We start from the raw sequence: 13,412 nt of genomic DNA, 5'->3' as shown, positions 1-13,412 counted from the left end.
AGCCCTGAACGCAACATGCCAGCGACGATATCGTCGCTGGCATGTTGCGTTCAGAGCTCTTGCCCTTTCTTGCCGCTTATCTCTTCCAGGCGCGCAGCGACGCTCGTCCCGCTTCGGGCGACGCTCGACTTAGAGCTCGTCCAGAAACCGCTCCGCATCCAGCGCCGCCATGCAGCCGCTGCCGGCGGAGGTAATGGCCTGACGATAGACATGGTCCATGACGTCGCCGGCCGCGAACACGCCAGGCACACTGGTCGCCGTGGCATTGCCCTCCAGACCGGACTGGACACGGATATAACCGTTGGCCATATCGAGCTGGCCCTCGAAAATTCCGGTGTTGGGGGTATGACCGATGGCGATGAAGACACCCATGGCATCGAGCTGCTTGGTCTCGCCCGTCAACGTGGATCGGAGTTGCGCCCCGGTGACCCCGCTGCCGTCGCCCAGCACCTCGTCAAGGGTATGATTCCACTCGATCGCCATGTTGCCGTTCTCGACCTTCTCGAACAGGCGATCCTGCAGAATCTTCTCGCCGCGAAGGCTGTCGCGCCGGTGCACCAGTGTCACCTTCGAGGCGATATTGGAGAGATACAGCGCCTCTTCCATCGCCGTATTGCCGCCACCGACCACGACGACGTGCTGGTTGCGATAGAAGAAGCCGTCGCAGGTCGCGCAGGCCGACACGCCCTGCCCCATGAACTGCTGCTCGGAAGGGAGACCCAGATAGCGGGCGCTGGCGCCGGTGGCGATGATCAGCGCGTCGCAGGTATAGGTGCCATTGTCGCCCTTGAGGGTGAACGGCTTCTCGCGCAGCTCGACCTCGTTGATGTGGTCGAACAGCACTTCGGTCTGAAAGCGCTCGGCATGCTTGCGCATGCGCTCCATCAACTCCGGCCCCTGCACCCCTTCATCGTCGCCGGGCCAGTTGTCCACGTCGGTGGTCGTCGTCAACTGGCCACCGGCCTGCATGCCGGTGATCAGCAACGGCCTGAGGTTCGCCCGCGCGGCATAGACCGCGGCCGTGTAGCCTGCCGGCCCGGAGCCCAGAATAATCAGACGTTCGTGACGCGCGTCGCTCATGACTACCTCGATTCAGATCAACGATTCGGTTGGCGTGTACTGCTATTCGACACCCTGTGGCATGTCCCGAACCCGAGCCATGCCACAGGACACCGCGGTAGGCGGGCATGATACCAGAAACGACAAAGGCGGCCCGACGGGCCGCCTCTAAAATCATGCCGCTTATAGGTTGCCGGCGTAGGTGCCCAGGTACTTGGCCACGCCTTCGGCAGTGTCCTTCATACCTTCCTGGCCCTCTTCCCAGCCCGCCGGGCAGACTTCGCCGTGGGTCTGGTGGTACTTGAGTGCCTTGACCATGCGCAGCATCTCGTCGACGTTGCGGCCCAGCGGCAGGTTGTTGACCGTCTGGTGCTGGACGACGCCGTCTTCATCGATCAGGAAGGAAGCGCGCAGGGCGACACCGGCTTCCGGATGCTCGATGCCGTAGGCCTGGCAGATCTCGTGCTTGACGTCGGCCACGACCGGGAAGCCGACTTCACCGATGCCGCCCGCGTCCGGCGAGGTCTTGCGCCAGGCGTGGTGCGTGTACTGGGAATCGATGGAAGCACCGATCACCTCGACGCCGAGTTCCTTGAACTTCGCCAGACGATTGTCATGGGCGATGATTTCGGACGGGCAGACGAAGGTGAAGTCCAGCGGCCAGAAGAACAGCACGCGCAGCTTGCCGTTGCTGTCGGACAGCCGGAAGTCGTCCTTGATGGAACCGTCCGGCATCACGGCGGCAGTTTCGAAATCCGGGGCTTGGCGTCCTACGAGTACGCTCATTGGCATCTCCTGTGTTGAGTCGTTATGTGATGGCAAATTGTGAAGTGGCTAGACTAAAGATTAACCACCGATGGGCCAATTTGATTGGCGCAATGAATCATATAGCAATTGACTATCAAATCTTGCGGCGCTCGCTATCGAGCCGAGACCTACACCACGTCGTCGTCGCTGGCCAGCGTCACCCCTTCCAGCTCTCCGGAGAGCGTTGTCTCCACCACGACATGGATCGGCTGGCAGCAGATGGCGCAATCCTCCCAGGTGTCGTAACCGCCTGCGCTCAGATCCAGCAACAAGGAAAAGGGGGCATCGCAGTACGGACAGTGAACGGGCCAATCGACGAGCGAATCCTGTGGCATGGGTCATCTCCAGCCTTACGCTTGACCTGCAGAGTGTCTCTCCACCAACTACGCTGAAGTTGGTGACGATCGGATGCGCTTTCAAGGCCGCACCGGACGATAGTCGTGAAGCATCCAATTGAAAATGCATGTTATCGTGCCCATGATGATTGTCGACAACCTGTTCGTCCGGCAGTCGCGGGGTCGATGCCGACGACTATCGGGTCTCTCGCGAGACCAGTTTCAGTGCGGCAGCGAGGCCCAGGCAAATTCAGACACAAGAGCGGTGTAAAGACACCCCATCGAAAGGCGGTCGACAGCCGGGAACGCTGTCGGATCGTAGCTAAGGAACCTGACAGGCTGGCTGGCGCCGATCATCGAGGCCAGCCGCCGCCATGAGGAGGATAACCCTGATGTCTACCGACCCGAGTCACACGCTAGCGACGCTCGACGTCAACGGCACGACGTTTCACTACTACAGTCTGCCCAAGGCGGCCGAAACGCTCGGCAACATCGACAAGTTGCCGATGACGCTCAAGGTCCTGCTGGAAAACCAGCTGCGCTACGCCGACGATGCCACCGTGGCCGAAGAGGATATCCAGGCGCTGGCCGACTGGCTCAAGGAGGGCAAATCGACCCGTGAAATCGGCTATCGCCCGGCGCGGGTCCTGATGCAGGACTTCACCGGCGTCCCCGGCGTGGTCGATCTGGCCGCCATGCGCGATGCCGTCAAGAAGCTTGGCGCCAAGGCAGAGCGGATCAATCCGCTGTCGCCGGTGGATCTGGTCATCGACCACTCCGTCATGGTCGACCATTTCGGCGATGCGTCCGCGTTCAAGGACAATGTCGCCATGGAGATGGAACGCAACCTGGAGCGCTACGAGTTCCTGCGCTGGGGTCAGAAGGCGTTCGACAATTTCCGTGTCGTGCCGCCGGGTACCGGTATCTGCCACCAGGTCAACCTGGAGTATCTCGGCAAGACGGTATGGACCAAGGAGGTCGACGGCAAGACCTACGCCTTCCCCGATACGCTGGTCGGCACCGACTCCCACACCACCATGATCAACGGCCTGGGCATTCTCGGCTGGGGCGTCGGCGGCATCGAAGCCGAAGCTGCCATGCTTGGCCAGCCGGTATCGATGCTGATCCCCGAGGTGGTCGGCTTCAAGCTGACCGGCAAGCTCAAGGAAGGCATCACTGCCACCGACCTGGTGTTGACCGTCACCCAGATGCTGCGCAAGAAAGGCGTGGTGGGCAAGTTCGTCGAATTCTACGGCGACGGCCTCGACGACCTGCCGCTGGCGGATCGCGCCACCATCGCCAACATGGCACCGGAATACGGCGCCACCTGCGGCTTCTTCCCGGTCGACGACGAGACGCTCAACTACCTGCGCCTGACCGGTCGCGACGAAGATCAGATCGCGCTGGTCAAGGCCTACAGCCAGGCCCAGGGACTCTGGCGCGAGCCGGGTGCGGAGCCGACGTTCACCGACTCGCTGGCACTGGACATGGATGAAGTCGAAGCCTCGCTGGCCGGCCCCAAGCGGCCTCAGGACCGGGTCGCGCTCGCCGACATGAAGTCGACCTTCGAATCCCTGATGGCCGGCGAGCAGCCGGATGCCTCCCACGAAGAGAAGGCCAAGTGGACCGGTGAAGGCGGCGATACTGCCATCGGTGCGCCGCCCGCCGACGGCGAGGCCTACACCAGCGGCGCGGATTACCGCACCGGCGACAGCCAGGAGGTGACCTACGAGGACGAGACCTTCTCGCTCAACCATGGCGCGGTAGTGATCGCCGCGATCACCTCCTGCACCAACACCTCCAACCCCAGCGTGATGATGGCCGCCGGCCTGCTGGCGCGGAAAGCCAAGGCAAAAGGGCTGACCACCAAGCCGTGGGTCAAGACCTCGCTGGCCCCCGGCTCCAAGGTGGTCACAGACTATCTGGCCGCGGGCGGCGTGCAGGACGACCTCGACGCGCTCGGCTTCAACCTGGTGGGCTACGGCTGCACGACCTGTATCGGCAACTCCGGGCCGCTTCCCGAGCCGATCGAGAAAGCGGTCAACGACGGCGATCTCACCGTCGCCTCGGTGCTCTCCGGCAACCGCAACTTCGAAGGCCGCGTGCACCCGCTGGTCAAGACCAACTGGCTCGCCTCACCGCCCCTGGTCGTCGCCTACGCCCTGGCCGGCAACGTGCGCAAGGATCTGTCGAAGGAGCCCCTGGGCAAGGATCAGGACGGCAACGACGTCTACCTCAAGGACATCTGGCCCTCCCAGGCCGAGATCGCCGAGGCGGTGGAGAAGGTCAAGACCGAGATGTACCGCAAGGAGTACGCCGAGGTGTTCGACGGCGACGAGGCCTGGCAGTCGATCGAGTTCCCGGAGAGCGAGGTCTACGCCTGGTCCAAGGACTCCACCTACATCCAGCACCCGCCGTTCTTCGAGGGGATGGACAAGGAGCCGAAGCCGGTCGAAGACGTCAAGAATGCCCGCGTGCTGGCCAAGCTGGGCGATTCCGTCACCACCGACCACATCTCGCCGGCCGGCTCGATCAAGCCGGACAGTCCCGCCGGCAAGTATCTGCAGGAGCACGGCGTCGCGGTGAAGGACTTCAACTCCTACGGTTCGCGTCGCGGCAACCACGAGGTGATGATGCGCGGCACCTTCGCCAACGTGCGTATCCGCAACGAGATGCTGGAGAACGTCGAGGGCGGCTACACCCGGCACGTGCCCAGCGGCGAGCAGATGTCGATCTACGACGCGGCGATGAAGTATGCCGAGGACGACACCCCGCTGGTGGTGATCGCCGGCAAGGAGTACGGCACCGGCTCCTCCCGTGACTGGGCGGCCAAGGGCACGCGGCTGCTTGGCGTCCGCGCGGTCATCACCGAATCCTACGAACGTATCCACCGCTCCAACCTGATCGGCATGGGCGTGCTGCCGCTGCAGTTCCCCGAGGGTGAAAGTCGCGAGACGCTGGGGCTCACCGGCGACGAGACCATCTCGATCGAAGGGCTGGCGGATCTGACCCCGGGCGCCAGCGTCAAGGTGACCATCGAAAGCGACAAGGGCGAGAAGAAGATCGACGCCCTGTGCCGTATCGACACCGCCAACGAACTGGAGTACTACCGCCACGGCGGCATCCTCCACTACGTCCTGCGCAGCATGCTGTAAGCGCGCAACGCGTCGTTTGAATGGCGTTGCACGCCATCAGCGAAGCCCCACCGATCGGTGGGGCTTTTTCGTGGATCCTGTGCCAAACGGACGAGGCGACTCATTCCATCTCCTCGTATTTACCACTGACCGGGCACCAACCTCCCTTCTGCTCATGGTCGTGAGGGGCAAGCCCCTCACACTCCCCTTCTTGACGCAGCGCAATGGCGAAACCCTGAACGCAGTCACGCTGAATTCGGGTCGGCGCAAAAGGGCATCCTGCCCAACGCGCCTCTTGCGACATCCATGTCGCAAGACCCGATTCATCGCTCCCGCGTTCAGCGCTATCGCGGAGGCGTCGAAGGCTGCCACCTCTCGAGCGTGGAGAGAAATATCCATCAACGAACAAGCCCCGCTCTCGGGCGGGGCTTGTTCGTAGCTCGTAGCTCGTAGCTCGTAGCTCACGACATCAGATCGAACGCCGACGATACTGCCGATAGCGCGGATACCAGAAGTGGCCATGGATCGCGTCCCACAGCACTGCGTCGCTGGAGGAGAGCGCGACACCATCCTGCTGGGCCTGCTTGCCGACGGCGAAGGCGATCAACTGGCTGATCTCGCGAATGTCGCCCAGCGCCGGCAGCAGCGCCCCCTCGCCGGTCTTGACGATCGGCGCGCTGTCGGCGAGCGCATTGGAGGCCGCCATCAGCATGTTGTCGGTGACACGCGTCGCATTGGCGGCGATCACGCCAAGGCCGATGCCCGGGAAGATATAGGAGTTGTTGCACTGGGCGATGGGGATCGTGCGACCGTCGATCTCCACCGGCGGGAACGGACTCCCCGTCGCCACCATCGCCTGTCCGTTGGTCCACTCCAGCACGTCCTGCGGAACCGCCTCGACCTTGGACGTGGGGTTGGAGAGCGGCATGACCAGCGGGTTCTCGCAGTTGGCGTTGAGCGTCTTGATCACCTCCTCGGTGAACAGACCGCGCTGTCCGGAGACGCCGATCAGGATGGTCGGCTTGGCGTTGCGGACCACGTCGAGCAGCAGGCGGGTATCGCTGTCGAAGCGCAACTCGGCGGGATCGTGGGCGAGCCGCTGCTGGAAGCCGTGCAGCCCCTCCATGTCGGTGGTCAGCAGGCCATCCTTGTCGACCATGAAGATGCGTTTTCTGGCATCGGCTTCCGATAGCCCCTCGCGCGTCATCGCAATCACGATCTGCTCGGCGATGCCGCAGCCGGCGGACCCGGCGCCGGCGAAGGTGATCGTCTGCTCGCTGAGCTTGGCGTTCTTGGCCTTGCACGAGGCCAGCAACGTCGCCACGCAGACCGAGGCGGTGCCCTGGATATCGTCGTTGAAACAGCAGAGTTCGTCCCGATAACGCTCCAGCAGCGGCATCGCGTTGGTCAGCGCGAAATCCTCGAACTGCAGCAGCACGTTAGGCCAGCGAGCCTTCAGCGACTCCATGAACAGGGTGATGAACTCGGCATACTCGTCCGGCGACACACGCTTGTGGCGCCAGCCCATGTACATCGGATCGTCGAGCAGCTTCTGGTTGTTGGTGCCGACATCCAGTGTGATCGGCAGCGTGTAGGCCGGGCTGATGCCGCCACAGGCGGTGTAGAGCGAAAGCTTGCCGATCGGGATGCCCATGCCGCCGATGCCCTGGTCGCCGAGGCCGAGGATGCGTTCACCGTCGGTGACCACGATCACCCGCACCTTGTCCTTGGTCGCGCTGCGCAGGATGTCGTCCATCCGATGGCGGTCGGGGTAGGAGATGAACAGGCCACGATGGTTGCGATAGATATTGGAAAACTCTTCGCACGCCTCGCCCACCGTCGGGGTGTAGATGATCGGCAGCATCTCCTCGAGATGCTCCTCCAGCAGGCGGAAGAACAACGTCTCGTTGTCGTCCTGGATCGCCCGCAGATAGATATGCTTGTCGAGGTTGTTCTGGCACAGGGTGTACTGGTGATAAGCCCGTTCGAGCTGCTCTTCGATGCTCTCGACGTTCTGCGGCAGCAGGCCCACCAGGTTGAACTCGACCCGCTCGTCACGGGTAAAGGCGCTGCCCTTGTTGAGCAGCGGCGTTTCCAGCAGCGACGGTCCGGCGTAGGGGATATAAAGCGGGCGCTTGGCGTGATCGGACATGAATCGACTCTCGCGGTAACCAACGAATGAAACGCGCCTGTCGGACGGGCGATCTCACCGGTCGTTGGTGCAGGCCCGATGGCGCATTGTCGTTATCGACCGTGCGGCTGCCACGCAACCGGACGGACGCCCCGAGCGAGCCGAAGCCGGCCGGGGGCCGACCAGTATGCCATCTGCCGCCGCCAATGGCATGTCCGCCATGGAAACCCTTACCAAAGACGTAACGGCGCACGAAAAGCCCCGCCGTAGCGGGGCTCGTCTGGTCGCTACCCGGTAGCTCAGCAGCTCGCCGCGACCGGCTTGGCCGGGCCGGGGAAGAACAGCGGGCGCAGCCGCACCCCCAGCATGTTGCCGGCGAACGCGGCCACCAGCCACAGCCAGCCGTGCAGGCTGCCGGACGCGATACCGCTGAAATAGGCGCCGATGTTGCAACCGAACGCCAGCCGCGCGCCATAGCCCAGCAGCAGCCCGCCAATCACGGCGGCCGCCACCGAGCGCAGCGGAATCCGCAGGCTCGGGGCGAAGCGCCCGGCCAGCGACGCCGCCAGGCCCGCTCCCAGGATGATGCCGATGTTCATCACCGTGGTGATATCGCTGAAGACGCTGCTGTCGAGCGAGGCGGCGCGCCCGGGGTTCTGCCAATAGCCCCAGGCGGTGACGTCGCCGCCGACAGCCTGAAACGCCTTGGCGCCCCACAGCGCGAAGGCCGAGGTAATGCCCCAGGGCCGGCCGGCCAATGACAGCGTCAGGAAGTTGAGCAGCGCCAGGCCGATCGCCCCGGCCAGGATCGGCCACGGTCCGGTCAGCCAGCGGCCCGGCCCAGGCGCCACCGATGAGGTCTGCTCCAGTTGGCCGTGACGGCGCCTCTCCATGACGACGGTCAAGGCGGCAATACCCGCAAACAGCACCAGACTGGCAGCGATCCCGCCCCCGGTACCGAAAAGATCGATCATCGAGGTGGGCTGGAACGCCGGCAGGCTCTGCCACCAGGCGAAGTGGGCGGTGCCGATCACCGAGCCGACGATGAAGAAGAGCAGCGTGATGACCATGCGGGCGTTGCCGCCACCCACGGTGAACAGCGTCCCGGATGCGCAGCCGCCGCCCAGTTGCATGCCGATGCCGAACAGGAAGGCGCCGACGATGACGGAGATACCGATGGGCGAGACGAACCCCTCGACCGGATGGCCGAACAGCGTCCCCGCTCCCAGTGCCGGGAAGAACAGCACCACCGCCAGCGCCAGCATCACCATCTGAGCGCGCAGCCCACGACCGCGGCGCTCGGTGATGAACACCCGCCACGCCGAAGTGAAGCCAAAGGAGGCATGGTAGAGCACGACGCCCAGACCGCCGCCGACCAGCATCAGCCAGCCCTGATTGCCACCGAAGGCGAGGCCGACGGCCAGCGCCCCGAGAGCAAGCAGCAGCGCGGCGATCCACGCCTTGGGCGAGAGCCGGCCGATGCCGGGCGGCGCCGTTTTCGTCAAAGTCGTCATAAAACAACCCCTTCCTTAGACTAAAATCGAATGGGCGATACTTTAGTCTTTTACTCAGGAATTCGAAAACGACGAAATGGTCTTTGAATAGACGCTTTTGTTATAGATGAATCGGCGGAAGCTTCGGGCTTCGNNTCGAAGCCTACTGGAAGCGCCCCAGCCCCACGGCCACCCGCAGCCGTTCCATCAGGACATTGGCTTCGGCGCGAGCACGCTCGGCGCCCCGCTGCAGCACCTGTTCGATATGGCCGGGGTCGTTGATCAGCGCCTCATAGCGCTCGCGCGGTTCGCGCAGCTGCGCATCGAGGTACTCGAACACCTCGTTCTTGGCCTCGCCCCAGCCGATTCCCTCGGCGTAGCGGCGACGCATGTCGGCGCTCTCCTCCGCCGTGGCGAAAGCGCTGTAGATCTGGAACAGGGTGCAGGTTTCCGGGTCCTTGGGCTCGCCGGGCTCCAGCGAGTTGGTCTTGATCTTGCGCACCAGCTTCTGCAGCTTCTTGGCCGAGACGAACAGCGGGATGGTGTTGTCGTAGCTCTTCGACATCTTGCGCCCGTCGAGCCCCCGCAGCACCTCGACCTTCTCGTCGACGATCGCCTCGGGCAGGGTGAAGTAGTCGCCCTTGTAGATATGGTTGAAGCGCCCGGCCATGTCGCGGGCCATCTCGATATGCTGGATCTGGTCGCGTCCCACCGGCACCTTGTGGGCATTGAACATCAGGATATCGGCGGCCATCAGTACCGGATAGCCGAACAGCCCCATGGTGACGCCGCGATCCGGATCGGGGACGCCGCCCTCTTCGTTCTCCGCCACCGCCGCCTTGTAGGCGTGGGAGCGGTTCATCAGCCCCTTGGCGCAGACGCAGGAGAGCAGCCAGGCGAGCTCGGGGATCTCGTGGATGTCGGACTGGCGATAGAAGATCGCGTTGTCGGTATCCAGCCCCAGCGCCAGCCAGGTGGCGGCGATCTCGAGCCGCGACTGCTGTACCCGCTGCGGGTCCTGCGCCTTGATCAGCGCATGCAGGTCGGCGAGGAAGTAGTAGGACTGGACATCGGGATTCTGGCTCTCGGCGATGGCCGGCTTGATCGCGCCGACATAGTTGCCCAGATGCGGCGTACCCGTGGTGGTGATGCCGGTAAGAACGCGTCGCTTGCTCATGAACTCTTCGAATCGCTAGGGGAAAGTGGCAGTGCGGGCAGTTTACCCTGCCACCTCCCCCAGAGCGAACACCCGCGGGAACCTCTACAGACCGATGCCGGCTGGCTGCCAGCGATGATACGACGGGGAGCGACGCAGCCCTCTTCCCGCGCCCCCCTCGAGCCGCCGGTAGCGAGAGAAGCGCCCCGCTCGGTGGCATCGTGACAGCCGCCGATGCCAGCGCCACGGGCACCGCACGCCGCGCGCCGCGCGCCATCACATGGCACAGGGTTTGTGCAGCGCTTCCCTAATTCATCGTTCTCGCCTGTCGCCCCGCCCTTGTGGGTGTTCGACCTCAGCCCTTCAGAATCTGCTCGGTTGCAACCACTTCCAGCCCGAACGCTTCGCCGACGGCGGTGTAGGTCAACTGACCGGCATGGACGTTGAGGCCGGCGCGGAAATGCGCATCATCGGCCAGGGCCTGCTTCCAGCCCTTGTCGGCCAGCGCGATCACGAACGGCAGCGTGGCGTTGGTCAACGCCTGGGTCGAGGTGCGCGCCACCGCGCCGGGCATGTTGGCGACGCAGTAGTGCACGATCCCGTCGACCACGTAACTGGGCTCGGCATGGGTCGTCGGCTTGCTGGTCTCGAAGCAGCCGCCCTGATCGATCGCCACGTCCACCAGTACGCTGCCCGGCTTCATCTCGCCGAGCATCGCTCGGGTGATCAGCTTGGGGGCGGCAGCGCCGGGGACCAGCACGGCGCCAATGATCATGTCGGACTCGCGCACCGCGACCTCCAGCGTCTCGGTGGTCGAATAGACCGTGCGAATCCGGCCCTGATAACGATGGTCGAGCACTTCCAGCCGGGGCAGCGACTTGTCGAGGATGGTCACCTCGGCACCCAGCCCCAGCGCCATGCGCGCGGCGTTCTCGCCGACCACGCCGCCGCCGATCACGGTAACCTTGGCCGGCGCCACGCCGGGCACGCCCGGCAGCAGTATGCCGGCACCGCCCTGGGCCTTCTCCAGGCTGTGGGCCCCAGCCTGGACGGCCATGCGGCCGGCGACGCGGCTCATCGGCGCCAACAGCGGCAAGCCACCCAGGCCGTCGGTGACGGTCTCGTAGGCGATGCAGGTGGCGCCGCTGTCGATCAGGCCACGGGTGAGCATCTCCTCCGCGGCCAGGTGCAGGTAAGTGAACAGCGTCTGCTCCGGGCGCAGCCGGGCGACCTCTTCCGCCTGCGGCTCCTTGACCTTGAGGATCAGCTCCGCGCTCGCCCACAGCGCATCGACGTCGGCCACGATGTCGGCGCCGGCCTCGCGATAGGCGTCGTCCGGATAGCCGGATCCAATCCCCGCCTCTGCCTGTACCCCGACCTGGTGGCCTCGCGCCACCAGTTCTCGCACGCCGCCCGGGGTCAGGGCGACGCGATATTCATGGTTCTTGATTTCCTTGGGGACGCCGATATGCATGGTCGTTGCCTCGATCTCTGGTTGTCATTGAAGGATCGCAGGAATTACAGCACAACAGCGATAAGGACGGGATAGCGCGTCAGAAAAGACGCAAATTCACTAAAATAGGGATTTTGGCAAAAAATATTCTTGAAACAAGCGTCATAAAAAGCGGATCTAACCAATCAGCACTAACACCTCCTGCCGTCGTCGCGCCGACGCGAGTTCACGCCGCGTCACCACCGAGCCGGCCGATCTGCGGATCGGCTTCATGGCATACCAATCCTGCCGGGGCGCCACCAGGCCTGGCCCGACAGACACCGGGTCGCGACAGCGCGCTGGCCAATTGGCGGTGGCGATAGTCCGCCAATACGCGGCATGCTAGGAACCGATACCCACGACAACACCAACGGGATCCTCTCACCATGAACCTCCTCGATGCATCCGCGACGACGCTGCTGGCCGGTTTTCGCGACGGTCGCTTTTCGCCCGCCGACTACGTCGCCGAGCTCATTCCCCACATTCGGGCCTGGGAACCTCACATCAACGCGCTCTATGCCTACGACGAGACGACGCTGACGACTGAGGCCGCCGAAGCCGCCAGGCGCTGGCGTACCGGTGCGCCTCTAGGCCCCCTCGACGGTATCCCGGTCACGATCAAGGAGTTGATCGCCACCCGCGGCGTGCCGATTCCGCAGGGAACCGTGGTCACCGAACTGACCCCGGCCCACGACGATGCCCCGCCATCGGCACGGCTGAGGGAGGATCGAGCCCTGATCTTCGCCAAGACGACCTGTCCCGATTTCGGCATGATGTCCTCCGGCGTCTCGACCTTCCACGGCCTGACCCGCAACCCCTGGAAGCTCGACGCCAATCCCGGCGGCTCCAGTTCCGGCGCCGGCGCGGCCGCCGCCGCCGGCCTCGGACCGCTGCATGTCGGCACCGACATTGGCGGCTCGGTGCGCCTGCCGGCCGCGTGGTGCGGTCTGGTCGGATTCAAGCCCACGCTGGGACGCATTCCCATCGACCCTTGCTATACCGGGCGCTGCGCCGGACCGATGACCCGCACGGTCGAGGACGCCGCGCTGATGATGCAAACGCTCTCCCGCACCGATCGCCGCGATCCGACCCGCCTGCCACCATCCCGGATCGACTGGATGGAGCTCTCGCTCGAGCTGTCGGGCCTCCGGCTTGGCGTGATGCTCGACGCCGGCTGCGGCCTGACCGCCGATCCCCAGCTCCTGGCGGCCGTGGAAGCCGCCGCGGCGGGGTTCGAGCGCGCCGGGGCCACGCTGGTGCCGATGGCACCGGTGATGACCCGCGAGATGCTCGACGGCCTCGACAACTTCTGGCGGGCGCGGCAGTGGAAGTCGCTGGCGGCCTTGAGCGCGTCGCAACGCGCCCGGATCTTTCCCATGATTACCCAATGGGCGGCGCGCGGCGCCGAGTTGAGCGCGGTGGATGTCGTCCACGGCTTCGAGCAGACCTTTGCCCTGCGCCGCGCCACGGAGGCCGCGTTCGACGATGTCGACGCCATACTCTCCCCGACGACGCCGGTCTACACCTTCCCCGCCGAGTACGGCCACCCCTCCAACGACCCGGAACATCCGTTCGAGCACCTGGGCTTCACGCTGCCCTGGAACATGGGCGAGCAGCCGGCACTGTCCATCAACGGCGGTTTCGGTCGCGACGGCCTGCCGCTCGGCATTCAACTGATCGCGCCACGTTTCGAGGATCACCGGGTGCTGCAGCTCGCCCGTCTCTTCGAACGGTGGCGTGGCCCGATTCGCACCTGGCCGACACCGCCACGAAGCTGAACCGGGGGCCCGTGCACGGTATCCTCG

The 13,412-nt window shown here is 64.6% G+C and carries 9 protein-coding genes; 2 read left to right on the top strand and 7 right to left on the bottom strand.

Features of this window, described 5'->3' with window-relative positions; genetic code table 11:
- Positions 1-129 precede the first annotated feature (129 nt).
- The 3 genes from trxB to DOM45_RS16185 all read right to left on the bottom strand — a co-directional run bounded on the left by trxB (position 130) and on the right by DOM45_RS16185 (position 2,201).
- Positions 130-1,080 carry a thioredoxin-disulfide reductase gene (trxB, locus tag DOM45_RS16195; protein ID WP_110602209.1) on the bottom strand — a complete coding sequence of 317 codons (951 nt, stop codon included), beginning with the start codon at positions 1,078-1,080 and terminating at the stop codon, positions 130-132.
- Positions 1,081-1,242: 162 nt separating this feature from the next.
- The gene (locus DOM45_RS16190) at positions 1,243-1,845 is read right to left on the bottom strand and encodes a peroxiredoxin (RefSeq protein ID WP_110602207.1); all 603 of its coding nucleotides are present in this window, start codon (positions 1,843-1,845) and stop codon (positions 1,243-1,245) included.
- A 149-nt stretch (positions 1,846-1,994) separates the two neighbouring features.
- Positions 1,995-2,201 (bottom strand): zinc ribbon domain-containing protein, encoded by a 207-nt coding sequence (locus DOM45_RS16185; protein ID WP_110602206.1) that lies wholly within the window; start codon positions 2,199-2,201, stop codon positions 1,995-1,997.
- Between the two features lie 392 nt (positions 2,202-2,593).
- Between DOM45_RS16185 and acnA the strand changes: the two genes are divergently transcribed.
- Positions 2,594-5,356 carry an aconitate hydratase AcnA gene (acnA, locus tag DOM45_RS16180; RefSeq protein WP_110602204.1) on the top strand — a complete coding sequence of 921 codons (2,763 nt, stop codon included), beginning with the start codon at positions 2,594-2,596 and terminating at the stop codon, positions 5,354-5,356.
- Positions 5,357-5,804: 448 nt separating this feature from the next.
- Here acnA and DOM45_RS16175 read toward each other — a convergent pair whose 3' ends face one another.
- From DOM45_RS16175 to ald, 4 genes are all read right to left on the bottom strand, one after another.
- On the bottom strand, positions 5,805-7,487 hold the full coding sequence (locus DOM45_RS16175; RefSeq protein WP_110602203.1) for an NAD-dependent malic enzyme: 1,683 nt from the start codon (positions 7,485-7,487) through the stop codon (positions 5,805-5,807).
- A 278-nt stretch (positions 7,488-7,765) separates the two neighbouring features.
- Positions 7,766-8,980 carry a YeeE/YedE family protein gene (locus DOM45_RS16170; protein WP_110602202.1) on the bottom strand — a complete coding sequence of 405 codons (1,215 nt, stop codon included), beginning with the start codon at positions 8,978-8,980 and terminating at the stop codon, positions 7,766-7,768.
- Between the two features lie 142 nt (positions 8,981-9,122).
- Positions 9,123-10,136 carry a tryptophan--tRNA ligase gene (locus tag DOM45_RS16165; RefSeq protein ID WP_110602200.1) on the bottom strand — a complete coding sequence of 338 codons (1,014 nt, stop codon included), beginning with the start codon at positions 10,134-10,136 and terminating at the stop codon, positions 9,123-9,125.
- Between the two features lie 334 nt (positions 10,137-10,470).
- Complete coding sequence (gene ald / locus DOM45_RS16160; RefSeq protein ID WP_110602199.1) at positions 10,471-11,589, bottom strand: alanine dehydrogenase; 1,119 nt, start codon at positions 11,587-11,589, stop codon at positions 10,471-10,473.
- Positions 11,590-11,993: 404 nt separating this feature from the next.
- Here ald and DOM45_RS16155 point away from each other — a divergent pair, with 404 nt between their 5' ends.
- On the top strand, positions 11,994-13,385 hold the full coding sequence (locus DOM45_RS16155; RefSeq protein ID WP_110602198.1) for an amidase: 1,392 nt from the start codon (positions 11,994-11,996) through the stop codon (positions 13,383-13,385).
- The last annotated feature ends 27 nt before the right edge of the window (positions 13,386-13,412 follow it).

It is taken from the genome of Salinicola lusitanus, assembly GCF_003206045.1.
Taxonomy (GTDB): Bacteria; Pseudomonadota; Gammaproteobacteria; order Pseudomonadales; family Halomonadaceae; genus Salinicola; species Salinicola lusitanus.
This window is presented reverse-complemented; position numbering and strand designations above follow the sequence as displayed.

Bases quoted from the DNA above. Each gene is read 5' to 3' on its own strand.
- trxB (WP_110602209.1), bottom strand. From the start codon at position 1,080: ATGAGCGACGCGCGTCACGAACGTCTGATTATTCTGGGCTCCGGGCCG.
- DOM45_RS16190 (WP_110602207.1), bottom strand. From the start codon at position 1,845: ATGAGCGTACTCGTAGGACGCCAAGCCCCGGATTTCGAAACTGCCGCC.
- DOM45_RS16185 (WP_110602206.1), bottom strand. From the start codon at position 2,201: ATGCCACAGGATTCGCTCGTCGATTGGCCCGTTCACTGTCCGTACTGC.
- acnA (WP_110602204.1), top strand. From the start codon at position 2,594: ATGTCTACCGACCCGAGTCACACGCTAGCGACGCTCGACGTCAACGGC.
- DOM45_RS16175 (WP_110602203.1), bottom strand. From the start codon at position 7,487: ATGTCCGATCACGCCAAGCGCCCGCTTTATATCCCCTACGCCGGACCG.
- DOM45_RS16170 (WP_110602202.1), bottom strand. From the start codon at position 8,980: ATGACGACTTTGACGAAAACGGCGCCGCCCGGCATCGGCCGGCTCTCG.
- DOM45_RS16165 (WP_110602200.1), bottom strand. From the start codon at position 10,136: ATGAGCAAGCGACGCGTTCTTACCGGCATCACCACCACGGGTACGCCG.
- ald (WP_110602199.1), bottom strand. From the start codon at position 11,589: ATGCATATCGGCGTCCCCAAGGAAATCAAGAACCATGAATATCGCGTC.
- DOM45_RS16155 (WP_110602198.1), top strand. From the start codon at position 11,994: ATGAACCTCCTCGATGCATCCGCGACGACGCTGCTGGCCGGTTTTCGC.